Consider the following 25,375-nt stretch of genomic DNA (forward strand, 5'->3'; position numbering starts at 1 on the left):
TCATCCCCCCCGGACCCCCCGGACGGGAGAACGGGAGAGGGGTAAAAGGAGTGGACCCGCTCCTTTTACCTCCGCCCGTCTTGCCGTCGCGCGGCAGTGGCGGTAGGGGTGGCCATGGCCGCGCCGTTCCTGGTCCTGTGGGACCATTCGCACCTGTGGGGACTCTTGTTGTGCCGGGGGCTCGCCGCCCTTGGCGCGCCCTTCGCCCCTGTCTCCTGCGCCGAGGTGGCCGCCGGGGCCCTCGACCGCCAGCCGCCCCGGGCCCTGCTCGTGCCCGGCGGCTTCGCCCGGCGCAAATTCGCGGCCCTGGGCCCGGCCGGGGTGGCGGCCATCCGCGGCTATGTCGCCCGGGGCGGCGCCTACTGCGGCATCTGCGGCGGGGCCGGCCTGGCCCTCACCCACGACGAGGGCCTGGCCCTTTCCCCATGGACCCGCCGGACCTTCGCCGACCGGCTCGACCATCTGGTCAGCGGCCATGTCCGGCTGGCCGTGGACCCGGATTCCGGGCTCTTTCCGGCCTCCCTGGCCCCGAACCTGACCGCGCCGGTCTGGTGGCCGGGCGGCTTCGCCCCGCCGCCGGCGCCGGCCGAGGCCGAGGTCATGGTGGTCGCGGCCTATGCCGGGGCCGGGCCGGACCTGCACCTGGCCGACCTGCACCTCGGGGCCATGCCCGAGGCCCAGCTCGCCGCCTGCCGGGAACGGTTCGGCTTGCCGCTCACGCCGGCCTTCCTCGACGGCGGAGCCTGCGTCATCGCCGGCTCCTTCGGCCAGGGCCGCTACGTCCTGTCCCATGCCCACCTGGAGACCCCGGATTCCCCCGAGGCCAACGCCTGGCTGGCCCACCTGCTGGCCGTCCTCGGCTCGGGCGACGGGTCCGGCAACGGATTTTCCCGCCATGTCCCGGCCTGGGACCCGGCCGCCGAGCCGGTCCGCTTCGAGGACCCCCATCTGCTCGCCGCCCGCCGCGACCTGGGCGCAGCCATCGAGGCCGGCCAGGCCGCCCGGCTCCTTTTCCAGCGCACGCCCTGGCTGCTCGGCTGGCGGCCCGGCATGCCCGGCTTTTCCCTGTCCAACCTGGCGGGACTGCTGGCCGGGGTGGCCGCCCTGCCCCCGACCGAAGCGGCGCTCGCCTACTGGCGCGGGCACGGCCCGGCCTTTGCCACGGACATGGCCGCCTTCACCCGCCGCCTGGCCACCTTCTTCCCGGCCCAGCGCCTGGAAATCACCCTGTCCCTGGTCGAGCACCGGCCCACGGCCGCCGAGCCGGGCCTGGCCGCCGAACGCCGGGAACTCTTCGGCCCGGCCCCGGGCGGCGGGGGCCTGTGCGCCCGCCTCGCCGACCGCCTCGACGGCCTGCTGCTGCGGTTATTACAATAAAAGATAAAAGATGCCTCCGGCGGCCGGGGGGGATCATCCCCCCGGACCCCCTGAAAGGGAAATGGGGGTTGCGGGGCGGGCTGAAAGGGCGCCGGGTCGCGGGAATACGTCGCAGCAAAGACAGCGGAGGATGAAAAAAAGATTTGGAACGGCAGTCAGTTGCCGAAGTACTTGAGCACCGCGTCGTAGGTCGGCTTGGAAATGAGCTTCATGCGCAGGTAGACGTCCGGGTGGAACCGGAACACCCCGGCCAGGAAGAGAAAGCGCGGATCGTCGAGCTTGTTGCTGCCCTTTTCCCCGAACTGGAGCGCGTTTAGGACCGTGGCCTCGAAATCGTAACCCGACTGCTTGAGCGCGTTGGCATAGCTGTGGGCTTGGCGCTCCTGCAACTCCTGGAGCGAAATCTTCTCCGGCAGGTTGCGTTTCTCCTCTTCGACTTTCCGGAAATAATTGTACACGTTCTGCTTGTTGAACGGCAGGCTGCGCGGCGCCTCGGCCGCCGCGGCCAGGGCCGTAAGGGCCAGCACGGCCAGGCCGGACAGGAAGGCGGCGGCCCGGCTCATTGGGGCGCCTTGCCGTCAGGCCCCGAGCAGGGCGTGAAGAGCGGCTGGTAGAAATAGCTGAGGATGCCCGTGTCCTTGCTCGCGGAAAATTCCATGCGGATCAGGACGTTGCCGATGGGCCAGCCCAGCGCGTCGGGATTGCCGTCGGCCTCGACGGGCTTGGTGTATTTGGCCGCCAGGAAGTTGCGGATCGTCTCGTGGGCCTTTCTGCCCTTGTACTCGACCATGACGGCCGCGAACTTGTCCTGGCAGAATCCATAGACCACATCCGACAAAAAGGCCTCGCCGATGCGGTAGACCACGCCCTGGACCGTGGCGTAGGCGGCCTGGCCGTCCTTTTCCACCATGGTCAGGTCCGGGATGGCGGACATGGGCGTGCCCCATTTGGTGCCGTGGAAGGCATTGGGCTCTTTGATGACCTTGCCCGGGGCTTCCACGGTTTCATGGTCGCCGCCCTTGGGTTCGGCCGCCGGGGCCTTGTGGGCCGGAGCCTTGGCCGGGGCGTGTTTGGAGGCCAGGGCCGGGACGCAGGTCAGCAGGCAGCACAGGGCCGCTATGGGGAGGCAACGGATTTTCATACGTGTGGGGAGGGGTTCGCTCAGGCCGAGGCGCGCAGGATCATGCCCCGCAGGGTGGTGGCCATGATCTCGCTTTGGACGGACCGGCTGCTTTCCAGGAAATGGGCCATTTCCGCCCGGCGGCGCTCGCCGCCAAGGGCCATGTAGTCCAGGATCATTTCATTGAGGATGCTTCCGGTGAGGGGAGCCAGGGTCACGCTCGGCCCGCGCATGGTTGATTGCTCCATTTTCCGGTTCCATATCCCCGCCCCCGGGGATTGGCAAGCGTCGCCGAGCGGGGCGGTCACGGGGCCACCAGGGCGGTCATGGCCGCCAGCCCCTCGTCCAGGATGCCGAGGAACTCCTGCGGATCGGCGGCCGCCAGGTTGAAGGCCGGCAGGACCCGCTCATCCAGGCGGGGCATCCCCGTCCCGGGCGAAGGCCTGGCCCCCAGGGCGTTGGCCATGAAATCCGCGGCGTGCACGGCCGCGGCCATGAGGTTGTCCGGGCAAAGCCCGGGTTCGTGGTGCCCGGCCACGGCCATGGCCAGGGTGTCCGGCAGCCGCCACTTGGCCACGATCCGGCCGCCAAGGGCCGCGTGGTCGAACCCCAGCTCCAGGCGCTCGGCCGCGTCCAGGGGCAGGCGTCCCCCGGCCGTCCGGGCCAGGGCCGAGGCGGCCAGGCCGGGCTCGGCCACGGCCAGCACCAGCCGGCCCATGTCGTGGAGCAGCCCGGCCACGAAAAACCGTTCCCCGCCCCGCTCCCCCACCCGGTCGGCCAGGGCCCGGGACAGGATGCCGACGGCCACGGCGTGCCTCCAGAAATCGTCCAGACGCAAAAGATCCGGCCGGGGCGGCTTTTCGAACAGCCGGCCGAGCATGGCCCCGGCGGCCATGGTCTCGATCTCGCCAAGTCCGATGGTGGCCACGGCCCGGGACACCGTTTCCACCCGGGATTTGGGACTGTAAAGGGCGCTGTTGGCCAGGCGCAGGACATAGGCGGCCAGGCTCGGGTCCATGGCGATGACCGTGGCCACGTCGGCCACGCGGCTCATGGGATTCTCGGCCGCCCGGCGCAGGGCCAGAAACGCCTGGGGCAGGGGCGGGGGATTGATTTCGGCCAGGGAGACGGACGCGGCCGCGCCGAGGTCGTCGGGGGCAGGCGGCGGCGGGACCGGTCCGGGGGACACGGCCCGGCGCGGTTGGCCGCATTGCAGGAACCGGGCGGCGAAATCCGAACCGGCCGTGGCGGCCGGATCCCTCGCCGCCGGGTCCGGGCCTGGCGTCAAAACGGGGTTGGCTGACATGCTGCGGCCTGCTCCCTGATACGCATTCCTGTTCAATCTAGCCCAATTCGCCAGAGCGGGCAACAAAAAGGCCGCTTGTCATTCCCAGTGATTTCTTGACATTCAAGGTACTCCGGATACTTTGGCACAACGAACCCTCATAAACCGGGTACCCCACATGTTCCAGCGCAAGGTCGGCGAACTGGCCAAACGGCCCCATCTGGTCGCCGCGGATGCGTCGGTGACCCAGGCGGCGGCCGTCATGGCCCGGGAAGGCGTGAGCTGCCTGGCCGCAGTCACCGGGGCCAAGGTCGTGGGCTTTCTGACCGAGCGCGATCTGGTCCGCCACCTGGACGTGGACCTGGAACCGCACACCCCCATCCGGGAGTTCCTCTCCCGCCCGACCGGGGCCATCGCCCGGGACCTGCCGGTCAGCGAGGCCGTCAAGCTGATGCTGGAACGGCGGGTGCGCCATCTGGCCGTGGTGGATTTCGGCGGCTCGCTCCTCGGGCTGGTCACGGACAAGGAACTCGTGGACGCCCTGGCCGTGGACTTCATGGTGGAGAGCGTCACCTGCCGCCAGCTCATGCGGCCAGACACCGCCGCCCTGCCCCCGGATCGGCCGGTGCGGGAAGCCCTGGCCCTCATGCGCCTTCGAAACGTGGGCTGCATCCTGGTCGTGGCCGATGGCAGGCCGGCCGGCATCTTCAGCGAACGCGACGCCACGGCCCGGATCATGGGCCGCCCCGAACGCCTGGCCGAGCCCCTGTCCGGACACATGAGCGCGCCGGTGGTCGCAGTGCCCGCGGACGCCCTGGTCTACAAGGTCATCCTCTTCATGCGCCAGAAGGGCGTGCGCCGGGTGGCGGTCATCGAGGCCGACGGCACCCTGTCCGGCATCCTCACCCAGCAAGACATCCTGGCCTACGCCCGCCGCCTGGACTGATCGTCCCCCTCCGCCCCGGCGGCGGCTCCCTGGCGCGGGCGGTTCGGGGTTGCGGGGACAGGGTTCAGGCCGGGCTTCCCGGGCCCGGCGACATGGCGTATCCTGGCTCGGACAGGCCTTTGGCCCGGCGCGGCCATGGCCAAAGGAGTCAGAAGCATGGCGGTCACCCAGAAGTGCCAATACGCCTTGCGCGCCCTGTTCGAGCTGGCCCGGCGCAAGGGCCAGGGGCCGGTGCCGGCCGGCGGCATCGCCGACAGCCAGGCCATCCCCAAGCGGTTCCTGGAAGTCATCCTGCACCAGCTGCGCCAGGGCGGCTTCGTGGATTCCCAGCGGGGCAAGGAAGGCGGGTTCTACCTCGCCCGGCCGGCCGCGTCCGTGACCGTCGGCGAGGTCATCCGCTTCATGGACGGGCCCATAAGCCCGGTGGACTGCCACCGGGAACGGCCGGGACACGACTGCCCGCTGCGCGGGCGCTGCGTGTTCCGGGGCCTGTGGGACGACGCCCGGGCGGCCCTGGTCCAGGTCTACGACACCCGGACCCTGGAGGACCTGGTGGAGGAGGAGCGGCGCCTGGAAGTCCACGCCCCGGCGCTCCACTACGAGATTTGAAGCCGCCCCGGCTGCGGCCGGGTCAGCTTCGAAACATCGCCGCGGCCCAGGCCAGGGCTTGGAAATAGGCCGCCGTGGCCGCCGCCGGCTGCAGGCCGGCCGTCCGCAGGGCGGCCTTGGCCCGCGCGTCCGACAGGCCTTCGAATCCCCGGCAAAGATCCAGGCAGGTCCCCTTGGGGCCCGGCCGGCCAAGCAGGGCCAGACGCATGTCCGCGTCGATGGTGAGGCCGGCCAAGGCCTTTTCCATGGGCACGCCGAGCATGGCGTCGAGGAGCGACAGGAGCCCGAGCAGGCAGATGGCCTGGTCTCGGTGGCAGGCGTGCCCGGTCCGGGACTGGTCGGCCAGGGCCAGAAACCGCCCCCTGACGGCCGAGGCGAAGGCCAGTTCCCGGTCCTTGGGCGACGAGCCGAGGGAGCCCAGCAGGTTGACGGAAATCCAGCTGGCCAGGGCCGTCCGGCCAAGGACCTTTATGGCGAAGTCCAGGGACGCCACGGGCTGGCCCCGGTAGAACCGGGCGGAATTGACGTGGCGCAGGAGCTTGTAGGTGAGCGACACGTCGGACCCGATGATTTCGCGGATCTTGCCCACGTCGATGTCCGGGCGGGTGACCTCGGCCAGGAGGTTCAGCTTGACCGCCTGGTTGGCCTCCAGGATCTTGGCCGTGACCACCTGCGGCCGGCTGTAGAAAAAGCCCTGGGCCAGGGGCACCCCCCGCTTACGGCAAAAAACGATGTCCGCCTCGGTCTCCACCTTTTCGGCCAGCACGGTCTTGCCCGAGGCCTGGCAGGCCTCGATGACGGCCTCGAGCCGGCCGGGGTCGCCGCGCAGGGCCAGGAAATCGATCTTGACGAAGGTCACGAAGGGCAGGATCGGATCAAAGGCGGGATCGCCCACGTAGTCGTCGAGGGCCAGGACAAAGCCGGCCCCCCGGATGGACCGCACCAGTTCCGTGAAGCCGGCGTCGCAGGCCACGTGTTCCAGCACCTCGATGACGAACCGGTCGGGATCGAGGAACCGGTGGTAGCCCTTCTCCAGGATTTCCCGGGAAAAATTGATGAAAAGGCGCTTGTCCGGGGCGATGTCCTGGGAGATGGCGTGGATGCCGTTGCCAAGGACGGCCACGGTCGCCTCCTCGTCGGACGGCAGGACGGCGGCGTTGGGGCCGCCCACGGTGCGGTAGAGCAATTCGTAGCCGAACACGTCTCCGTCCACCCGGTAGATGGGGTGGCGGGCCACGGCGTAGTTGGATTCCGGGGCAAGGGTCATGGGCACGTTTCCGGCTGCGGGTTGCGCTGGAAGGCGGCAACGATACGTCCCTGTGCCGGACTCCTGGCAGGTTCTCGGCGTGTTCCGGACGCTTGGACGCAAGGGCCGGTTCCGTGCCCGTCGATGCGACCGGACCGTGGCCGATGCCATGTACGGATGACCTCCCCCCTAGACTGTTTGTCTTAAAAAAACAACAGGTTTGTCGCCGACACGGTTCAGGCCAGCCGGGCGGCCAGGTCCGGGGGGATGACGGCATAGCCGCCGACAGCTCCCGGAGCCAGGAGGCCCAGTTCCCGGTCGCGGCCGAGGAGCCGGGCCGGGGTCGTGGTCAGGGCGGGAAGCAGGGCCTGACCCGGGAAATCCGGGTGGTCGGCCAGCAGGGCCCGGACCTCGTTCCAGAGGTCCAGGTCGTCGTTGGAGGCCAGGCTGTCCGTGCCGAGGCACAAGGGCACGCCGGCGGCGAAGAGGGCCGGGGCGTCGGCCGTGCCCACGCCGATGTGGCGGTTGCTGCGCGGGCACAGGCAGACCGCGGTCCCGGTCTCGGCCAGGAGGCGCCTGTCCGCCCCGGACAGCCACACGGCGTGGACAGCCAGGGCATCCGGCCCCAGAAGCCCGAGGGACAGGGCCTCGGCCACGGGCGTTCGGCCGGGCGGCCGGTAGCCCTTGGGCACAAGCCGCCCCCGGAAAAGCGCGGCCAGCTCGCCCGTGCCCGTGGCCAAAAGCGCCACCTCTCCGGCCGTCTCGGCCACATGCAGGCAAAAGGGGGCGCAAAGGCGCCGGCAGGCCTCCCTGGCCCGGCGCAGGCTGTCGGGGCTGGTGGAATAGAGGGCGTGGCCGCTTGGAGCGGCCCGGACGCCGGGCGCCTGGCGGACGGCGGCTTCCAGGGCCGGGGGCAGGACAGGCGGCAGGTCGGCCGGCGGGCGTCGAAAGCCGATATATTCGTGGCACACGAGCCCCGAAAGCCCCTGGGCCGCCAGAGCCGCGACCACGGCCGGCCCGGCCCGGCTCCCCACGTCGATGACCCCGGCCGTGCCGGTGGCGGCCATCCGCCGCACGGCCGCCGCCAGGACCGCCGCCGGCGGCGGGGACAGGTCCCGGCCGGCCAGCCAGGCGGCCCAGGCCGGGAATCCGGCCCCGCGCGGGGACTGGCCGCCAAGGCCGGAGAGTTCCAGGTGGACGTGGGCGTTTATAAGCCCGGGCACGAGCACCGCGTCGCCGAGGTCCTCGACCGGGCCGCTGAAATCGCCAAGGACCTGCCGGCGCGGGCCGGCGGCCAGGATCCGGCGGCCGGCAAAAAGCACGGCCGCGTCGTCCACGCGGCCGGCTCCGGGGATCATGGGCAGCATGAGCCGGGCCGTCACGGCGCGCGGCCGGGCAGGATGGGGCATGGGGACCTCTTGGCCCGGACGCCGGCCATGCCGGCCGTGTCGGGCGTCCCGGGCGGAGTCCGGCGGCGAGAGGGGGCCCTACCGCTGGAAGACCACCAGGGACGACTTGATAAAGGCCCGCAGCTTGTCGATGCGGTCCCCGAACTCGGCCATATTCCGCCCTGTCGGGGATTTTTTGTCCTCGAGCAGGGAGGCGTCGACGTTGTACGGCGTCTCCTTGACCTTCTGCAAGGTGGCCAGGATGTTGTCGATACGGTCGAACAGGTAGTTCTTCTCGTCCTTGGTGAAGCAGTAGGTGGTCTTGTTGTAGATATAGTAGAGGTCGCAGAGGTTGAGCGCCAGGCCGAGGGTTTTCTCGATCCGGGCGTTGAGATCGCTGTAGAAGACGTACTCCTGGGTGTAGGGCCGCTTCTGGTCGAGTTGGTCTTGTTCCTCGATTTCCCGGATGTGGATGGCCTGGACCACAGCCTCGTTGAAATAGTTCATGAAATAATTAATGCTTTGGCGCATGTTGGGCGTATCCGCCCGGCTTTGGCCCGCCTGGGCGAGCACAAGGACGCAGGTCAGGGCCACAAGGCATCGTTTCATGGTCGTTCACCGAACGGGTTGGAGGTTTCCCGGGACCGGCAATCAGGCCCCTGACCGGGTTTGGCACGAGAGAACGACGGAAGTCAAACGGCCCGCGCCGCCAGGAAGAAATCCTCCCGGTCCTCGAAGCGCACGGTCCCGGGCCCGAGCCCGAGGGCCTGGTAGCGCGGGACAAGCTCGCGGCCGTGGCCGAAAAACTGGCCCGCGAACCGGGCCGGCGCGGCCAGGCCCGCCGCCGGCCCGCCGAGGGCCCGGACCTCGGCGGCGACCAGGTCGCAAAGGGCCAGGGCCCGGACCCGGGCGCCCAGGGCCGGATGGACAGGCCCGGCCAGGATGGCGGCATCGAAATCCGGCTGCGGGGCCAGGCCAATCCGAGCCACCCGGGCCCCGGCCCGCCACAGGACCGGCAGGGCCCCGGCCAGGGCGGCAAGCGTCGTGCCGAGGTCCCAGGGGGCGTACCGGCCGGCCCGGTACAGGGCGGCAAGGGGCGTGCCCGCGACCACCAGGCAGGGGTAGAGGCGCACGATCTCCGGGCCAAGGGCCGCGGTCTCGGCCGCGTCCCGGGCGAAGGCCGCCGGCGTGTGGCCCGGGAGCCCGGGCAAGAGCTGGAGCCCGAGGGACAGGCCGGCGGCCCGGACGGCCCGGGCCGCCCGGCGGGTGGCGGCGGCGTCGTGGCCCCGGCCCGAGGCGGCCAGGACGCCGTCGTCAAAGGTCTGGGCCCCGAGTTCGACGAGCGAGAGGCCGGCGGCGGCCAGCCGGGCCAGCCGGGCCGGGTCGCAGGCGTCCGGCCGGGTCGAGCACCGCACCCGGGTGACGAGGCCCCTTTCCCGCAGGCGGATGGCTTCGGCCAGGAACCGCTCGGGCCAGGGCTCGGGCAGGCCGGTGAAAACGCCGCCGTAAAAGGCCAGTTCGTAGGGGCCGCGCCCGGCCCGGCCGGCCGCTTCGAGACCGGCGCTCATGGCGTCCAGGGTCCGGGACAGGGGCCGGGGCGGCCGGCCGGTCTGGAGAGGCTGGGCGCAAAAGAGGCAGCGGCCCGGACAGCCCTTGAATGTCAGGAAAACCGGCCAGACCGGGCCGGCCGTTCCCCCGGGCTCGGGATGCCGGAAAAATCGGCCTGCCCGGCCGGCTTTGGGCCCGTTCCCGGCCGCCTGGCCGCGGCCTTGTGGCGTCACCTGCAATATTTTTCTCCTAAGCCTCTTGAAAAAATGCTTTTCCTTGACTATCAGGAAGGCAATGCGTTTGCCCGGCCCAGGCTTCGCCCTGGCCGGCCGCTACGGACGCAACAGGCGCGCCAAACCGCGCGCCACGGGAGGGGCCACACGTCATGGAACACGCGGACTGCCTTTTCTGCAAGATCGTCAAGGGCGCGATCCCTTGCGCCAAAGTTTACGAAACCGAGGCCGTGTTGGCCTTCCTGGACATCAACCCCGTGACCCCGGGCCATACCCTGGTCATTCCCAAGGCGCACCACCCCACCCTGTTCGACCTGCCCGAGGAGGTCGGCTGCCGCCTGTTCGCGGCGCTGCCCCCCCTTGGCCGGGCCATCCTGGAAGCCACCGGAGCCACCGGGCTCAACGTCCAGATGAACAACCGCGAATCGGCCGGCCAGGTGATCTTCCACGCCCACCTGCACCTGATCCCGCGCCGCGCCGGCGACGGCCTGCACCTGTGGCCAAGCCGCCCCTATCCTGATGACGCGGCCAGGGAGGCCGTGGCCCGGGCCGTGCGCGAGGCCCTCACGGCCGCTTCCTAGAAGCGTCCCGGCCGGGCTTCCCCGGGCATCCCCATGATCCGAGTGGTCCCAGGCAACGACCGCAACCGCATCACGACTCCTCAAAACGCCACTGCGCCGGAGAACGCCATGAACGGAAAAACCCTCACCAAGGCCGACATCGTCGATTACATCTATGAAAAGACCGAACGCAACCGGGCCGAGGTCAAGGTCCTGGTGGACCACCTGCTCGAGCTCATGAAGCAGTCGATCAAAAAAGACCATTCGCTGCTGGTCAGCGGGTTCGGCAAGTTCGAATCCTACGACAAGAAGGCGCGCAAGGGCCGCAATCCCCAGACCAACGAATCCATCATGCTGCCGCCGCGCAAGGTGGTGGTGTTTCGGCTCTCGCGCAAGTTCCGGGCCGAGCTCAATCCCGACGAAGTGCTGTAGCCGCCCCGCCGCCTCACTGGGCCAGGACGAACGCCCCGGCAAAGACCGAACCCAGCCGGATCCTGGCCTCCTCGGCGGCGGCCTCGGTCGGGAAGGTGCCGGCATGGACCCGGAAGAACCGGGTGCCGTCGATTTCCTTGTAGTGGACGCGCGAGCCGGCATAGCCGGCGGCCACCAGCCGGGAATAGAGCCTGTCCGCGTTTTCCCGCCGGGTGAACGCCCCCACCTGCACATAGAACGGGCCGGGCAGTTCCCCATCCGGCAACAGTCCCGGCACATCCCCTTCCACTTCCACCCGCACCCGGGCCGTGCCCCGGCCGTGGACGCCCAGTTCCCTGGCTCCGGCCAGGGACAGGTCGATGATGCGGCCGGCCACGAAGGGTCCCCGGTCGTTGACCCGAAGCGTCATGGAGCGGCCGTTCTCCAGGTTGGTCACCCGGACCATGGTGTGCATGGGCAAGAGCTTGTGGGCGCAGGTCGCCTGGTACTGGTCGTAGATTTCGCCGTTCGAGGTCGAATGGCCGTGGAAGCCCGGGCCGTACCAGGAGGCGATGCCCTCCTCGCGGTAGCCCCTGGCCGAGCGTAGCGGCGTGTAGGTGACGCCCTTTATCGTATAGGGGCGCAGGGTGGCCGGCTCGCGACCCGTGGCCCGCGGGATCGGAGCCTTGGCCGCGCAGCCCCACAGGGCGAGGACGGCCAGGACCGCCGCCAACGGCCGGAGCCAATCCCGAAGAAACGCGCGGCGCAGGCGGTACGTCATGGCGGCGTGGTAGCCGTTTGCGCCGGCGCGGGCAACCCTTTCCTGAAAAAGACGCGCTACTCGGCGGCCTCGGCCCCGTGGCGGCCGAGAAGCTCCAGAAGCCGGTCCTCGACCAGGGGCCGGGCGTAGTAATAGCCCTGGCCCAGGTCGCAGCCAAGCGCCGCCAGGTCGTCGAGCTGGCCCATGGTCTCGATGCCCTCGGCCACCACCTCGTAGCCCAGGTTGTGGGCCAGGCTGACCACCGAACGGACGATGACCCGGTTGCCGTGCTCCTCCATGCCCGAGACGAATCCCCGGTCGATCTTGAGCGTGTCGATGGGGAAGCGCTGCAGATAGGAGAGCGAGGAATAACCGGTGCCGAAGTCGTCGATGCCGATGCCGACGCCCAGCTCGCGCAGGCCCCGAAGCTTCAGCATGGCCGACTCCGGGTGCTCCATGAGGATGCTTTCCGTGATCTCGAGCTTGAGGTCGGCGGCGGGCATGCTCTCGCGGCGAAGGGTCGTCACCACCTGCTTGACCAGCTCCGGCTGGGTGAACTGGCGGGCGGAGAGGTTGACGGACATGAAAAAGGGCTTCTGGCCAAGGACGGTTTGCCGCCAGCGGACAAAGGCCCGGCAGGCCTCGGCCAGGACCAGGGCACCAAGGGGAATGATGAGCCCGCTTTGCTCGGCGGCCGGAATGAATTCGCCCGGCGGCACGAGCTCCCCGTCGCTGCGTTTCCAGCGGACCAGCGCCTCGACCCCGCGCGGGGCCAGGGTTTTGAGGCAGAAGATCGGCTGGTAGTGGACCACGAATTCGCCCCGGTCGAGGGCCAGGCGCAGGTTGGTTTCGAGGTCCATGACCCGCTCGGCCCGCTCCCGCATGGACCAGTCGAAGACCCGGACCCGGCCGCGGCCGGCGGTGCGGGCGCTGCCCATGGCGATGGCCGCGTTTTGCAGGAGCTCCTCGGGCCGGTCGTAGTCGGCGGGCCCGAGGACCACGCCCATGCTGGCCGTGATGTAGAATTGCCGGCCCTCGACGGTAAAGGGCACCCGCAGATGCTCGCGGATGGCCTTGACGATGCGCAACGCGTCCGCCGGGGAGGCGATCTCCTCCAGAAGCACCACGAACTCGTCGCCGCCGACCCGGGCCACGGTGTCGAGCTGGCGGACCTCGCGGCGCAGCCTGTCGGCCACCCGCCGCAGGAGCGCGTCGCCAGCCAGATGGCCGAGGCTGTCGTTTATGAGCTTGAACCGGTCGAGATCGAGAAAGAGCAGGGCGTAGATATAGTTGGCCCGCCGCCTGGCCCGTTCGATGGCCCGGGTGATGCGGTCCAGGCACAGGGCCCGGTTGGGGAGCCCGGTCAGGGCGTCGTGGAAGGTCCGGTAGCGCAGCCGCTCCTCGCCGTGCTTGCGTTCGGTCACGTCCTCCAGGGCCACGGCCACCTGGCCGGGCTGGGGGCTGTAGGCCTGGGCCAGGAAATACAGGTTGCAGTCGGAGAGGAAGTTCTCGAACCGCACCGACCGGCCGGAGCTGGCCGCCTCCTCCAGGGTTTCGAGCCAGAAGGCCTCGATGCCCGGGAAGATGCCGCGCATGGTGCGGCCGATGACCGCGGACGAGGCCAGTCCGGTCATCTTCTCGAAGGCCGGGTTGGCGTCGAGGATGCGGAAATCCCCGGGCCCGTCCTCGGCCGGCATGTGTTCGAGGAGGAGGAAGGCGTTTAGCATGCCGGCGAACAGTTCCCGGTAGCGCTGCTCGCTTTTCTTGAGCTCCTGCTCGGTGCGGTGCTTGAACAGGGCCACTTCCACGGCCGTGCGCAGCCAGTTCTCGTCCACGGGCTTGAGCACATAGCCGTAGGGCGCGGACCGCTTGGCCCGCTGGAGCGTGACCTGGTCGGTGTGGGAGGTGAGGAAGATGACCGGGATATCGGACTCGGCCTGGATCCGGCAGGCGGCGTCCACCCCGTCCATGTCGCCCTTGAGGAAGATGTCCATGAGGACGAGGTCCGGACGCAGGCTCTCGCACAGCTCCAAGGCCTCGGCCCCGGAGCCCGCAACCCCGGCCAGGCAGTAGCCGAGGCGGCGCAGGATGGCCTTGAGGTCCAGGGCCACGATGCGCTCGTCCTCCACCACCAGGATGCGCGGCTCCCGGCCGCCGAGGCCGTTTGTGGCCAGCGCGTGGGCCGCGCACGGAGTTTCCAGAGTACGGGCGATCACATCTTCTCCCGAATTTCAAGCCCTATGGAACACGGTTTCCAGGTTTGACCCTTTTGCCGGGGGCTGTAAAGCCTCGCGGGCCGGACGGCGGCCCCCGGCGTTCTTTTTTTCACGAATTGTGCCAGAACGGCATCGAGGGCCCGGGCGGATTTTCCCGGGCAAAACCCCGCCGGGACCGGGGGAAATCGCCAAGGGAACGGACGGATCGTCAAGAAAGCTGACAGCCTGGCCCGGAACCCGGCCCCCCCGCCCTACTCCCGTGACGCGGCCCGGCGGCTTAAGACCAGGGCCAGGGCCGTGGTCAGCTTGACCAGTTCCACGTTGTTTTTGCGCACCACCCGGGCCAGCCGCCGGGCCAGGGCCGTGACCAGCCGGACGCCGATATCCGGCCGCTTGGCCAGGAAGGCGAAAAAACGGTCCCGGTCGATGCGCAAAAACCGGCAGTCGGTCAGGCAGGCCACCCTGGCCGAGCGGATGTCGCGGTCCAAAAGGGCCATTTCCCCGAAAAAGGGGCTTTGGGCGTCGGTCAGCTCGGCCAGGGTCTTGCCCGCCCGCTCGGCGTCGAGGACCGGCATGTCCAGGCCTTTGAGCACCATGGACTTGCTGACGCGCACCGTGCCGGCGACCAGGATGAACATGTCGTCCCCGGGCTCGCCCTCGACGATGACGTCGCGGCCGGCCGGCAGCGCCACCGTGTCGAACCAGGGGCGCACGGCCGCCAGTTCCTCGGCCGAAAGGCCGGCGAAAAGCTCGGCCCGGGTCCAGGAATCGTCGCTCATAGCCCGCCTCCGGTTTCGGGTCCGGCCGCTTGCCGGGCCTCGGCCGGGTCGTCCGGCGCGCCGCTGGCCAGGACGATCAGGCCGTCGAAGCCGGCCAGGTCCAGCCCGTCGCCGGGATTGACCACCACCTGGGGCCCCTGGCTGCCGATGCGCCCTTCCTGGCCGTAGGCGGCGAAGAGCTCCAGGATGAACTGGTCAAGGGCCGAGTCCGCGTCGAGGAGGTCCTTGATGGCGATGTCGCGCTTGACCCGAAAGACGGCCACCGGCAGCCCCCCGCCTCCGGCCATGGCCCGGGCCACCAGCTCGGACCAGGAAAGCCCCTTCTCCTCCCGGGTGAGGACCCGGGCGGCCATGCCCCGGCGGCCCGGCCGGCCGAGCAGGCTCTCCAGGAAGTGCCACAGGGCCGGATGCTCGCCCATGGCCCCCAGGGCCCGGCCGGCCAGCTCGCCCCGGATGAGGGTCACGTCGACGCCGGCGCGGTTCAGGTGCTTGCGGTTGGCTTCGAGCAGGGCCTCGGCGTAGAGCCGGACCTTGGGGGCGAGGCTGCGGACGGTCAGGGCGGCAAGCAGGCTCTGCTGGTCGGCCTCCTCCGGGGAGAGCCCTTCCTGGGACAGGATGTAGGCCACCCGGGCCGTGGCCGGCGAGGCCCGGCCAAGGACGGCCTCCTGGGCGGGATTGCCCCGGCAAAAGGCCAGCCGGTCGCCAAGGCCCAGGTCCACGGCCACGGCGTCGAAGGCCTCCGGGGTCAGGGGGGCCACCAGGACCACGGCCGGGCCGCGGCTCGGGGCGGCCGCGCCGGCCAGGGTGCGGATCAGTTCCGGGGCCTGGGCGTTAAATCCCAGGACAAGGGTGTGTCCGTTGGTTTTCACTGGCAAAAGCCCCTGGCGTTTGCGGTTTTTGCGTTCCATGAGGGCCGAGGCCAGGCTGCCGGTCAGGGCGGCCATGATGCCGATGCCCGTGGCCATGATGCACATGCCGATGAGCCGTCCGGGCACGGTCGTGGGCACGATGTCGCCGTAGCCGACGGTGGTGACCGTGACCATGGCCCACCACAGGGCGTCGAAGAGGGTCCGGTCGGGATTGTCGCGCAGTTCGAAGAAGTAGAACCCGAGGGTGGCCACGACCAGGATGGCCAGGACCAGGGCCAGGGAGGTGACCAGGGAGGAGGCGAGGAGCCTTCGCCAGAGGACTTTGGCCGGCATCAGCCGCGCCCGCCGTGCCCAAAAGAGGCCGCCAGGCCGGCCCGGCCGGTTTGCCGCGCTCGCATGGCTTTCGTGCTAGAGGATTTGCGCCCCGTCCGCCAGTGAAACGACCGAAAAAAACCCCGTCCCCCCTTTCCGGGGGTCCGGGGGGATGATCCCCCCGGCGGGTCCAGGGCAGAGCCCTGGTGGAGTCCGGGGCAACGCCCCGGCCGCCGGAGGCTTCTTCGTCTTTACCCTATGCCCGCAGGCGTGAGCGCCAGGTGTCGACGATCTCTTTTTCGCGGCGGGCCGGCTCGCTCTGGGGGCTCAGGCAGCAGGCCTGTTCGGCGGCCTCGGCCGCCTCCTTCATCCAGCCGCCCTCGCGCAGGCTCCGGGAGGCCATGACGAACATGAATTCCGGGGTGTTGCCGTAAACACCCCGGATGAGCTCCCGGTAGCCCTGGCTGAAGACCTCGCGCACCAGCGGGTTGCGCTTGAAGAGAAACCGGGCCAGCCAATGGTTCTCCCGCTGGTCGGCCAGGAAGAGCGGGAAGAGCTTGCGGCATTCGCCGAAAAGGAAGCGGATGCGCCGGATCTCCCGCTGCATGCTCTCGGCGGTCTGCATGAGGAGCTGGAAAAGCTCCCGGCTGATCAGGAGGTCCGGCTCCGGCAGCTCGCGCTCCTGCATGGACCGGAACCAGGGGGCGTAGTTCTGCTGCTGGTAGGCGTCCTCCTTGAGCTTCATGGACTCGTGGAAGATGTAGCCGATGCACCAGTCCAGGAACTGGCCGACCAGGCTCGACCCGCCGCTGTCGCGAAAGAGGTGGTGGGCCGTGTCCTTGAGGCGCCACAAAAGGCCCTTGTTCATCTCCTCGCCGAGCAGGTCTTTCAAGTCCTCGAAGGCCATGGCGCCGGTGCGGTCGAACTCCTGGAAGAGCTTCTCGAGGACCTGCACGGACAGGCAGTAGTCCCGCAGGAGGTCGCGCATGAATTCGCTGCGCTTCTCGTCAAACCAGCTGCTCGACATGGCCTCACCCCTGTCCGGCCTGTTGGCCGGGAAACCCGAGGGGCGCGCACTTGGCCAGCCGGCCCAGCCGCTCGTCCACCAGGGCGTAGAGGGACCCTGCCGGGAATCTGCCGTCCTTCCCGCGCAGGCCGGCCGGGATGCCGGTCAGGATCTCCATGGCCTCCTCGATGGTGGTCACCGGGAAGATGCGGAAAAGCCCCTGGTCCACGGCGGCCACGATGTCCTCGTCGAGCATGAGGTTGACCACGTTGTCGGCCGGCAGGAGCACGCCCTGCTCGCCGGTCAGGCCCCGGCGGCGGCAGACCGCGAAAAAGCCCCGGATCTTTTCGTTTAAGCCCCCCACGGCCAGGATGGCCCCGGACTGGGAGACCGCCCCGGTCATGGCGTAGCAGAGCTTGATCGGCCGCTCGGCCAGGGCGGAGAGCAGGGCCGCCAGTTCCGCGCCCGAGGCCGAATCGCCCTCCACCGCGGCGTAGCTCTGCTCGAAGCACAGCGACCCGGTCATGACCAGGGCCTTGTCCTGGGCGAACCGGCCGAGGAGATAGCTTTTTAAGATCATCATGCCCTTGGTGTGGATCGGTCCGCCAAGCTCGGCCTCGCGTTCGAGGTCCAGGATGCCGCCGTGGCCGACGCCGACCGTGCAGGCGATCTGGTGGGGCAGGCCAAAGGCGTAGTCCCCGAACATGCGGACCGAAAGGCCGTTGGCCCGGCCCACGGCCTCGCCCGTGGTCGCCACCTTGATCATCTCCCGGTCGTATTCCTCCAGGTATTCCTCTTCGTAGAGGTTGACCCGGAAGTCGCGGGCCCGGCGGGCCAGGGCCAGGTGGGAGGCGCTGACAAACGCCGCGCCCTCGCCCCGGGCCAGGGCGGCGGCTTCGATCATGAGCTCGCGGGCCAGGGGGAATTTGAGCGACAGGCGGGTCTGGTCCTCGGCCACCAGCGAGGCGTACTCCACCAGCCCGGCCAGGGCCGAGCGGTCAAAGGGCGGGAGACCCGCGTCGCGGATGACCTTGGCGGCCAGCCGCAGGTAGACCTCGGTATTCTCCGGGGTGCGCGGCATGGTCTCCTGCATGTGGGCCTTGAGCTTAAAGAGCTTGCCGAACCGCTCGTCGTTGTAAAGAAGCAGCTCGTAGGCCTCGTCCGGGCCGACCAGCACCACCTTGAGGTCAAGGGGCACGGGTTCGGGCTCGATGGTCCGGGTGCGCACATGCTCCCCGCCCTCGGCCGGGTCCTCGATGCGGCCAAGGCCCGAGCGCAGGGCGCGCAGGAGCCCTTCCCAGGCCCCGGGATTGGCCGACAGGTCGTCCACCCGGATGATGAGGAAGCCGCCGTTGGCCCGGTGAAGGGAGCCGGCCTTGATGAGGGTGAAGTCGGTGTAGAGCGCCCCCATCTCGGACTCGCGCTCGATGCAGCCCATGAGGTTGAAATAGGTCGGATGGTCCTCGACCACCACGGGCGCGCCGGACAGCTGGCCGTTGTCCACGAACAGGTTGGCCTCGTAGCGGTAGAAGATGTCCTCGGGAAAGGCCGGCTCGCCGTGGGCCGGGGCCGGCGGGGCGGGCTGGCCGGCCTGGGGCAGGAAGGCGTCGATATTGTCCAGGATGTCGGCCCGCATGGCGGCCAGGAACTGGTCGATGGCCGGGTTTTCGGCCCGCAGCGCCGCGAACTCGGCCAGATGGACGTCGGCCACCTCGCCGGCCGTGGCCCGCTCCAGGTCCTTTTCCCGGTCCCGGTAGCCCCGCTCCTCCTTGGACAGGCGGCGAAGGACCGAGCCCATCTCCTCGAGCAACCGGTCGCCCTTGGCCTTGAGCGCCTTTTTGAGGTCCGGGTCGAGGCGCTCGAACTCCTCGTCCGACACGACCTTGCCCTCCAGCAGCGGATAGAGGGTGAATCCGCCCTGGTCGTCGACGAAAAGGCTGTAGCCCTCGTTTTTGGCCCGCTGCTCCATTTCCTCGAGCACGGTCTCGCGGTCGGCGTTGTAGCCGCGCATGAGGGTCTGCTTCTCGGTCTGGTAGGCCTCGCGCTCGAACCGGGCCGGAATCTCCTCGCGCAGGTCGGCCACGGCCTTGGCAAGCGCGGTCTTGAACCCCCGGCCCTGGCCGGCCGGCAGGGACACGGCCCGGGGGCGGTCCGGGTCGTCGAAATTATGGACATAGAGCCAGTCCGGCGGGGTCTTGCCCTTGGCCGCGGCCGGATCGAGAAAGGTGCGGGCAAAATGGGTCCGGCCGAGGTAGGGTTCGCCGGCCAGATAGACGTTGTATTCCCGGCCGCCGATGGACAGGGCCAGGGACAGGGCGGCATGGGCCCGGGGCTGGGTCTTTCCCAGGGCCGCGGGATCGTCGGGAATGTCCCGGCTGTCGCCGACAGGCAGGGAAGCGGGATTGCACGTGGCGCGAAGGTCGATGGCACGCAGGATTTTCGTCATGGATTCCGTCTGGGAAAGGGCTTGTGGGTGGGGTTTGAGCGCAACGGCGCGCCGCACCTGTCAAGGGAGATAAGGCCTTATGCCCGGTTTGTCATCAGTGTCGCCGGCCGCCTTTCCTGCCGCCCGGGCTTGTGGTAGCAGGCCGCCATGTCTTCCGATCACGGCAAACCGCCGTTTTTGTCCGGCCTTGGCGGCCTGCGGGCCCTGGCCGCCCTGGCGGTCCTCACCGGCCATGCCGCGGCCTGGATCACGCCCCTGCCGGCCGATCCCGACCTCTACGCCCCCCTGGCCCGGCTGACCCACTGCGGCCTGTCCGCCTTTTTCGTGCTGTCCGGGTTCGTGCTCCAGTACACCCACGGGACGCGCCTTTCCGGCCGGGGGGCCCTGGCCCGGTTCGCCCTGGCCCGGCTGGCCCGGCTCTATCCGGTCTATTTGCTGCTGCTCCTGGTCGAGCTGGCTGTCCTCCTGGTCCGCCTGCCCGAGGCGGTCACGGCCTGGCCGGGCAACGTGGCCGCCACCTTCACCCTGACCCAGAGCTGGTTTTTCCTGCCCGAAGCTCCGGCCCTCTTTCCCCTGGCCTGGGCGGTCAGCACGGAAGTCTTTTTCTATGGCCTCTTTCCCCTGGCCGCCTGGGGTCTTGGCCGGCTGCAAAGGCCGGCCGGGGTCGCCGGGCTGGCTGGCGGCTGCGTCCTTGCGGCCGTGGCCGCGGACGCGGCCATCGCCAGCCACTGGCCGCAAATTTTCGCCTTTGCCGCCGGACGCCACCCGGGCTTCGCCGGCCGGCCGGAGGAACTGGCCGGCCAGCTGTTCCAGTGGCTGACCTACGTCAATCCCGGCCTGCGGTTCTTCGAATTCCTGCTCGGCGCGGCCACGGCCCGGCTTTTCCTCCTGCGCCCGGCACCCCTGCCGGGGCTGGCTCCGGCCGCCGCCGCCTGTCTGGCCGGGCTGCTCCTGGTCCCCGTGCCCCGGGACGCCTTTTTCTGGAGCATCCTCGAGGACAACATCCTCTACGCCCCGTTCCTGGCCGCCCTGTGCCACGCCTGGGCCGCCCGGCCCCCGGCCTTTGCCGCCGGCAAGGCCCTGGCCCGCATCGGCGCGGCCAGCCTGTCGGTCTACCTGGTCCAGCCGTTCGTGCTGCCGCATTTGAAGTTCGAGGCCGCCCTGGCCCGGCCGTGGACCGCGGCCGCCCTGGCCCTGGCCGGCATGGCCGCGGTCCTGGGGTGCGGCCTGCTCCTTTCCCGATACGTGGAAGGGCCGCTGGCCCGGCGCATCCTGTCGCTCGGGAGCCGGGATCACTCCGGCCACGGCGCCAGGGGCAGGCGGCCGCCGAGCGCGATGCCGCCCGGCGACGCCCCGCCCCGGTAGGCAAGGACCAGGACGCCGGCGGCCACGGCCTCGCGAAAAAGGGCGGCATAGGCCGGATCGACGACTGCGGCCGGGGCGAAGCAGCAGCCGTCCGGCCGCTGGACGCAGTAGAAGAGGGCCGCCCGGCAGGTCCCCTCCCGGGCCAGCCTTGTCAGTTCGACCAGATGCTTTTGGCCCCGCTCGGTGGCCGCGTCCGGGAACATGGCCGCGTCGTCCTCGACCATGGTGACGTTTTTGCACTCCACAAAGCAGGTCCCGGCCGGGCCCGTGAGGACGAAATCGAGCCGGCCGCCGGCAAAGGCCGGCTCCGGCCGGAGGGCCTCGTAGCCGGCAAGCTCCGGAAAGGCCCCGGCCAGGAAGGCCCGGCGGAAAAGCCTGTTTGGCGTCAGGGTGTTGACCCCGACCCAGAATCCGCCGCAGCTTTCGGGCAGGCGCACCAGCTCCAGGGTGTGGGCCAGCCGGCGCTTGGGGTTGGCCGACACGGACAGGGCGATCTCGCAGCCCGGACGCAGGAGCCCGAGCATGGAGCCGGTGTTGTTGGCGTGGGCCGTGAAGAGGCCGTCCGGGCCCTCGGCGTCGACGAGAAACCGCTTGTAACGACGCACGAACCGGGCCGGGACAAGGGGGCCGTCAAAGGGCAGGAGCACGGGGCTGGCCGGCGTGGGGACCATGATTTACCTTTTGCGCAATCTGCATTACTTGGAAAGACGGTCGCGCCTGCGGCCGTGCCGTCACAACCCCAACGCAAGGATTCCGGGCCATGCGCACCGCGCTTCGTATGCGTCTCGTCGCCCCGTCCGCCACGCTTGGCATGGCTGCCAAGGCCGCCGACCTCCGCCGGCAGGGCAAGTCCATCCTCGACCTTTCGGCCGGGGAACCAGACTTCAACACCCCCCAGCATATCAAGGACGCGGCCAAAAAGGCCATAGACGACAACTTCACCCGCTACACCCCGGTCCCCGGCACCCCGCTGTTGCGCGAAACCATTGCCGGGTACTTCAAGAAAACCTACGGCGTGCCCGCCCCCAAGGAGGCGATCATCGCCACCAACGGCGGCAAGCAGGCGCTTTTCAATTTGTTCCTGGCCGTTCTCAATCCCGGGGACGAGGTCCTGGTGCCGGCCCCCTATTGGGTCAGCTACCCGGACATGATCCGGCTGGCCGGGGCCACGCCCGTGCCCGTGCCGAGCTCCCCGGAACAGGGCTTCCTGGTCTCGGTCGAGGACCTGGACCGGGCCGCCACCCCGGCTACCCGGGCCCTGGTCATCAATTCGCCGTCCAACCCCACGGGCGCGCATTACACGTCCGAGGCCCTGGACGCCATCATGGAATGGGCGGTCTCCCGCGACATCTTCGTGGTGTCCGACGAAATCTACGACCGGCTGGTCTACGAGCCGGCCAAGCCCGCCTCCATGGCCGGCTGCTTCACCCTGTACCCGGAAAACGCGGCCGTGGTCGGCGGCCTGTCCAAAAGCTTCGCCATGACCGGCTGGCGCATGGGCTACGCCCTGGCCCATCCCGACATCATCCGGGCCATGTCCACCCTGCAAAGCCAGTCCACATCCAACATCTGCGCCATCACCCAGCGGGCGGCCTACGCCGCCCTTTCCGGGCCCATGGACTGCGTCGAGGAAATGCGCCTGGCGTTTCGGCGCCGCCGCGACCTGGCCCTGTCCGTCATCAAGACCTGGGACCGGGCCGTGTGTCCGACGCCGGACGGCGCCTTCTACCTCTTCCCGTGCCTGTCCGCCTACTACAACGCGGCCGTGCCCAACTCCACGGCCCTGTCCGAGACCCTGCTCACCGAGGCCGGGGTGGCCACGGTGCCGGGCGTGGCCTTTGGCGAGGACCGGTGCGTGCGCCTGTCCTACGCCACGGACGACGCCACCCTGGAAAAAGCCCTGACCGTGATGGGCGACTTCCTGAAGAAACTGTAAATGGCTTATCCGCGCGGCCAGGGAACCCCGGCGTGAAGAAATCCGCCCGTTCCGAAGGGGACCAGTATCTCGGGCTGGTCAAGTTCCTGTCCTGGAGTTCCCTGGCGCTCATCCTGCTGGTCAACCTCTTCCTGTCGATCTTTCTCTCGAATTACGCCCGGCAGGACGTCCTCTCCAAGCAGAAGGAATTCGCCCTGCTTTTGGCCGAAAACCTCAACCACCAGATCTACCAGCGCTTCACCCTGCCGACGGTCATCGGTTTCGGCCGGGTGGAACTGTCCCAGCCGGCCCAGTACGACCGGTTGGAAAAGACCGTCCTCTCGACCATCCACAGCTTTCACGTCAGCGAAGTCCGCATCTACGACTTCGACAAGCGGGTGTCCTTTTCCACGGACAAGGAGCTCGTGGGCCAGACCGGCTACGCCGGCACGGCCATCCTCGAATCCCTGGAACAGGGCACCTCGAGCTTCCAGCTCGTCAGCCGCACGGGCATGCTCGGCGGCATCCTGGACTTCAATCCCAAGCCGGATTCCGTGATCCTGCGCACCATCTATCCGCTGCGCACCGAGCGGTCGCTGGTGCCGGGCAACCCGCAGGGATTCATCATGGGCGTCCTGGAATTCACCCAGGACATCACCACCGACTACCAGAAGGTCGTGGACTTCCAGCGGATCATCATCGGCACCTCGCTTGCCTCCTCGATCCTCCTTTTCATCATGCTGCGCATCATCATCAGCCGGGCCGGGCGCATCAACGCCCAGCGCATCCAGGAGCGCGAGCAGCTCGAACGGGAGCTCCAGCAGCAGGAAAAGCTGGCCGGCATGGGCCGGATGGTGGCCGGCATTGCCCACGAGATCCGAAATCCGCTCGGCATCATCCGATCCACGGCCGAACTCCTGCTCAAGCGCAACAAGGAGACCGACGGGGTCAACGCCCGGCTCCTGTCCGCCATTTTCGACGAATCCAAGCGCCTGTCCAAGACCGTGGGCGACTTTCTGGACTACGCCCGGCCCAAGGCCCCCAAGCAGGAAGTGGTGGACCTGGCCGTCACCCTGGACCAGGCCCTGGTGTTTCTGGAGGCCAAGTGCGAAGAGCTTGGCGTCGCGGTCACCAAGGATTATAGCGCCGGGCTCAATGTGCGCGGCGACAAGGACCTCCTCTACCGGGCTGTCTACAACGTCCTGTCAAACGCCCTGGACTCCCTGGCCGAGGACAGGGAAAAGGCCCGGCCGGCGGCCATCGCGGTCGCGGCCACGGCCGACGCGACCGCGGTCACCCTGGCCATCACCGATTCCGGGCCGGGATTCTGCCCGGAAAACAAGGACCGGCTCCTCGATCCCTTTTTCACCACCAAGGACGCGGGCACGGGCCTTGGCCTCGCCATCGTGCGCAACATCGTCGAGAGCCACAACGCCGCCCTGTCCCTGGAAAACGCCCCGGACGCGGGCGCGCGCGTCACCATGACCTTCCCTCCCGCCTGACGGTGGGATAGAGAATCTTCGAGCGCCCCGGCCCCGCGCCGGGACGCGCCTCCAATTTCTCCCCTGGAAAAACAGTATGGCAAGCCAGATCCTGATCCTTGACGACGAAAAGAACTATCTCCTCATCCTGGAGGCCATGCTCGGCGACGCCGGCTATGCCGTCACTCCGCTCGACGACCCGGAAACGGGGCTGGCCTTTCTGGACGAGTCCGAAGTGGACGTGGTCATAACAGACATGAAGATGCCCAAGGTCACCGGGCAGCAGGTCCTCGAACACGTCAAGCGCAACTACCCCTACATCCCGGTCATCATCATGACGGCGTTTGGCAGCATCGAGGGCGCCGTGGAAGCCATGCGCATCGGGGCCTTCGACTACATCGCCAAGCCCTTTGCCAACGACGAGCTGCTCCTGACCGTGGAAAAAGCCAGCCGCTTCGCCGCGGCCCAGCGCGAAAACATGATGCTGCGCCAGTCCCTGGAGGACCGGTTCTCCACCGAGCACATCATCGGCCGGGGCAAGGCCATGCAGCGGGTGCTCGAAATGGTGTCCAAGGCCGCGCCGACCAAATCGACGGTGCTCATCACCGGCGAGTCCGGCACCGGCAAGGAACTCCTGGCCAAGGCCATCCACTACGCCTCGCCGCGCAAGAACGCGGCCTTTATTTCGGTCAACTGCATGGCCCTCGCTTCCGGCGTGCTCGAATCCGAGCTCTTCGGCCACGAGAAGGGGTCTTTTACCGGAGCGGTGGCCCGAAAGCGCGGCCGGTTCGAGATGGCCCACGAGGGCACCATCTTTCTGGACGAGATCGGCGAGCTGTCCCCGGAGCTGCAGGTCAAGCTCCTGCGCGTTCTCCAGGAGCGCCGGTTCGAGCGGGTGGGCGGTTCGGACCCCATCGAGGTGGATATCCGCATCCTCGCCGCCACCAACCGCAACCTGATGGAAGCCGTGGCCGCCGGCACCTTCCGCGAGGACCTCTACTACCGCCTGAACGTGGTCCATATCGAGACGCCCCCCCTTCGGGAGCGGCGCGAGGACATCCCGATCCTGGCCGCCCACTTCCTCACCCGCTATTCGGGCGAGAACAACAAGAAGTTCCGGGGCTTCTCCCCCGAGGCCATGGATTACCTGACGGCCTACGAATGGCCTGGCAACGTGCGCCAGCTGCAAAACGTGGTGGAGCGGTGCGTGGTCCTGGCCGGCAGCGACATGGTCGGGGTCGAGGACCTGCCAAGCGAGATCCGCGACGAGGAGAGCCAGTACAAATCCGCCGTGGATCTTCTGCCCGTGACGATCAATCTGAACGATACCTTGGAAAAGATCGAAGCGGCCCTCATCCGCCGGGCCCTGGCCCGCACCAACCTGGTCCAGGTCAAGGCGGCGGAGATGCTCGGCATCTCGAAAAGCCTGCTCCAGTACAAGCTGAAAAAGTACAAGTTGACGGGGCATTAGGAAGCAAAGAAGGAAGATGCCTCCGGCGGCCG

General features: G+C 68.9%; 24 protein-coding genes. 9 read left to right on the forward strand and 15 right to left on the reverse strand.

The genetic code is table 11. From position 1 onward, the window contains the following. Positions 1-114 precede the first annotated feature (114 nt). Positions 115-1,377 carry a hypothetical protein gene (locus tag DFW101_RS11820; RefSeq protein ID WP_009181755.1) on the forward strand — a complete coding sequence of 421 codons (1,263 nt, stop codon included), beginning with the start codon at positions 115-117 and terminating at the stop codon, positions 1,375-1,377. Positions 1,378-1,532: 155 nt separating this feature from the next. On the opposite strand, the gene DFW101_RS11825 is transcribed toward DFW101_RS11820, so the two are convergent. Genes DFW101_RS11825 through DFW101_RS11840 form a run of 4 tightly spaced genes read right to left on the reverse strand, consistent with a single transcriptional unit; the run spans position 1,533 to position 3,803 of the window. Beyond that, positions 1,533-1,940, reverse strand: coding sequence for a hypothetical protein (locus tag DFW101_RS11825; RefSeq protein ID WP_009181756.1), 408 nt, complete (start codon positions 1,938-1,940; stop codon positions 1,533-1,535). Next, the gene (locus DFW101_RS11830) at positions 1,937-2,518 is read right to left on the reverse strand and encodes a hypothetical protein (RefSeq protein ID WP_009181757.1); all 582 of its coding nucleotides are present in this window, start codon (positions 2,516-2,518) and stop codon (positions 1,937-1,939) included. Before DFW101_RS11830 ends, DFW101_RS11825 begins: the two co-directional genes overlap by 4 nt. Positions 2,519-2,538: 20 nt before the next feature. Further along, positions 2,539-2,745, reverse strand: a complete 207-nt coding sequence (locus tag DFW101_RS11835) for a hypothetical protein (RefSeq protein ID WP_232285991.1) — start codon at positions 2,743-2,745, stop codon at positions 2,539-2,541. Between the two features lie 56 nt (positions 2,746-2,801). Then, on the reverse strand, positions 2,802-3,803 hold the full coding sequence (locus DFW101_RS11840) for an HDOD domain-containing protein (protein WP_009181759.1): 1,002 nt from the start codon (positions 3,801-3,803) through the stop codon (positions 2,802-2,804). 157 nt (positions 3,804-3,960) lie between these two features. On the opposite strand from DFW101_RS11840, the gene DFW101_RS11845 reads away from it, so the two are divergent. Together DFW101_RS11845 and DFW101_RS11850 are read left to right on the forward strand one after the other, a co-directional pair. Beyond that, positions 3,961-4,728 carry a CBS domain-containing protein gene (locus DFW101_RS11845; protein ID WP_009181760.1) on the forward strand — a complete coding sequence of 256 codons (768 nt, stop codon included), beginning with the start codon at positions 3,961-3,963 and terminating at the stop codon, positions 4,726-4,728. A gap of 156 nt (positions 4,729-4,884) precedes the next feature. Further along, on the forward strand, positions 4,885-5,337 hold the full coding sequence (locus DFW101_RS11850) for an RrF2 family transcriptional regulator (protein ID WP_009181761.1): 453 nt from the start codon (positions 4,885-4,887) through the stop codon (positions 5,335-5,337). Between the two features lie 22 nt (positions 5,338-5,359). Here DFW101_RS11850 and DFW101_RS11855 read toward each other — a convergent pair whose 3' ends face one another. The 4 genes from DFW101_RS11855 to DFW101_RS11870 form a co-directional block, all read right to left on the reverse strand. Beyond that, entirely contained in the window at positions 5,360-6,604 is a 1,245-nt protein-coding gene (locus DFW101_RS11855; RefSeq protein WP_009181762.1) for an EAL and HDOD domain-containing protein, read from the reverse strand. Between the two features lie 215 nt (positions 6,605-6,819). Continuing rightward, entirely contained in the window at positions 6,820-7,992 is a 1,173-nt protein-coding gene (locus DFW101_RS11860; protein ID WP_009181763.1) for an amidohydrolase family protein, read from the reverse strand. Between the two features lie 78 nt (positions 7,993-8,070). Beyond that, a complete protein-coding gene (locus DFW101_RS11865; protein ID WP_009181764.1) occupies positions 8,071-8,580 on the reverse strand; it encodes a hypothetical protein in 510 nt (169 codons plus the stop codon). An 83-nt stretch (positions 8,581-8,663) separates the two neighbouring features. Further along, complete coding sequence (locus DFW101_RS11870; RefSeq protein WP_009181765.1) at positions 8,664-9,758, reverse strand: radical SAM protein; 1,095 nt, start codon at positions 9,756-9,758, stop codon at positions 8,664-8,666. A 146-nt stretch (positions 9,759-9,904) separates the two neighbouring features. Here DFW101_RS11870 and DFW101_RS11875 point away from each other — a divergent pair, with 146 nt between their 5' ends. Beyond that, complete coding sequence (locus DFW101_RS11875; protein ID WP_009181766.1) at positions 9,905-10,333, forward strand: HIT family protein; 429 nt, start codon at positions 9,905-9,907, stop codon at positions 10,331-10,333. Between the two features lie 108 nt (positions 10,334-10,441). Further along, entirely contained in the window at positions 10,442-10,744 is a 303-nt protein-coding gene (locus tag DFW101_RS11880) for an integration host factor subunit alpha (protein WP_005997200.1), read from the forward strand. 13 nt (positions 10,745-10,757) lie between these two features. On the opposite strand, the gene DFW101_RS11885 is transcribed toward DFW101_RS11880, so the two are convergent. The 6 genes from DFW101_RS11885 to DFW101_RS11910 form a co-directional block, all read right to left on the reverse strand. Then, positions 10,758-11,504 carry a septal ring lytic transglycosylase RlpA family protein gene (locus DFW101_RS11885; RefSeq protein ID WP_009181767.1) on the reverse strand — a complete coding sequence of 249 codons (747 nt, stop codon included), beginning with the start codon at positions 11,502-11,504 and terminating at the stop codon, positions 10,758-10,760. Positions 11,505-11,560: 56 nt separating this feature from the next. Beyond that, a complete protein-coding gene (locus DFW101_RS11890; RefSeq protein ID WP_009181768.1) occupies positions 11,561-13,699 on the reverse strand; it encodes a putative bifunctional diguanylate cyclase/phosphodiesterase in 2,139 nt (712 codons plus the stop codon). A gap of 251 nt (positions 13,700-13,950) precedes the next feature. Then, entirely contained in the window at positions 13,951-14,478 is a 528-nt protein-coding gene (locus DFW101_RS11895; RefSeq protein WP_009181769.1) for a cyclic nucleotide-binding domain-containing protein, read from the reverse strand. Beyond that, a complete protein-coding gene (locus DFW101_RS11900; RefSeq protein ID WP_009181770.1) occupies positions 14,475-15,680 on the reverse strand; it encodes a potassium channel family protein in 1,206 nt (401 codons plus the stop codon). Before DFW101_RS11900 ends, DFW101_RS11895 begins: the two co-directional genes overlap by 4 nt. A gap of 235 nt (positions 15,681-15,915) precedes the next feature. Continuing rightward, positions 15,916-16,686, reverse strand: a complete 771-nt coding sequence (locus DFW101_RS11905) for a hypothetical protein (RefSeq protein WP_009181771.1) — start codon at positions 16,684-16,686, stop codon at positions 15,916-15,918. Positions 16,687-16,690: 4 nt separating this feature from the next. Further along, entirely contained in the window at positions 16,691-19,111 is a 2,421-nt protein-coding gene (locus DFW101_RS11910) for a Lon protease family protein (RefSeq protein WP_009181772.1), read from the reverse strand. 147 nt (positions 19,112-19,258) lie between these two features. On the opposite strand from DFW101_RS11910, the gene DFW101_RS11915 reads away from it, so the two are divergent. Beyond that, positions 19,259-20,476: an acyltransferase family protein gene (locus DFW101_RS11915; RefSeq protein WP_009181773.1), complete on the forward strand. Its 1,218-nt coding sequence runs from the start codon at positions 19,259-19,261 to the stop codon at positions 20,474-20,476. On the opposite strand, the gene sfsA is transcribed toward DFW101_RS11915, so the two are convergent. After that, positions 20,404-21,147 carry a DNA/RNA nuclease SfsA gene (gene sfsA / locus DFW101_RS11920; protein WP_009181774.1) on the reverse strand — a complete coding sequence of 248 codons (744 nt, stop codon included), beginning with the start codon at positions 21,145-21,147 and terminating at the stop codon, positions 20,404-20,406. The genes DFW101_RS11915 and sfsA overlap by 73 nt on opposite strands. 89 nt (positions 21,148-21,236) lie before the next feature. On the opposite strand from sfsA, the gene DFW101_RS11925 reads away from it, so the two are divergent. The 3 genes from DFW101_RS11925 to DFW101_RS11935 all read left to right on the forward strand — a co-directional run bounded on the left by DFW101_RS11925 (position 21,237) and on the right by DFW101_RS11935 (position 25,343). Then, positions 21,237-22,412 (forward strand): pyridoxal phosphate-dependent aminotransferase, encoded by a 1,176-nt coding sequence (locus DFW101_RS11925; RefSeq protein WP_009181775.1) that lies wholly within the window; start codon positions 21,237-21,239, stop codon positions 22,410-22,412. Positions 22,413-22,444: 32 nt separating this feature from the next. Beyond that, complete coding sequence (locus DFW101_RS11930; RefSeq protein WP_009181776.1) at positions 22,445-23,893, forward strand: sensor histidine kinase; 1,449 nt, start codon at positions 22,445-22,447, stop codon at positions 23,891-23,893. 76 nt (positions 23,894-23,969) lie between these two features. Further along, positions 23,970-25,343 (forward strand): sigma-54-dependent transcriptional regulator, encoded by a 1,374-nt coding sequence (locus tag DFW101_RS11935; protein ID WP_009181777.1) that lies wholly within the window; start codon positions 23,970-23,972, stop codon positions 25,341-25,343. The last annotated feature ends 32 nt before the right edge of the window (positions 25,344-25,375 follow it).

Source organism: Solidesulfovibrio carbinoliphilus subsp. oakridgensis (genome assembly GCF_000177215.2).
Taxonomy (GTDB): domain Bacteria; phylum Desulfobacterota; class Desulfovibrionia; order Desulfovibrionales; family Desulfovibrionaceae; genus Solidesulfovibrio; species Solidesulfovibrio carbinoliphilus.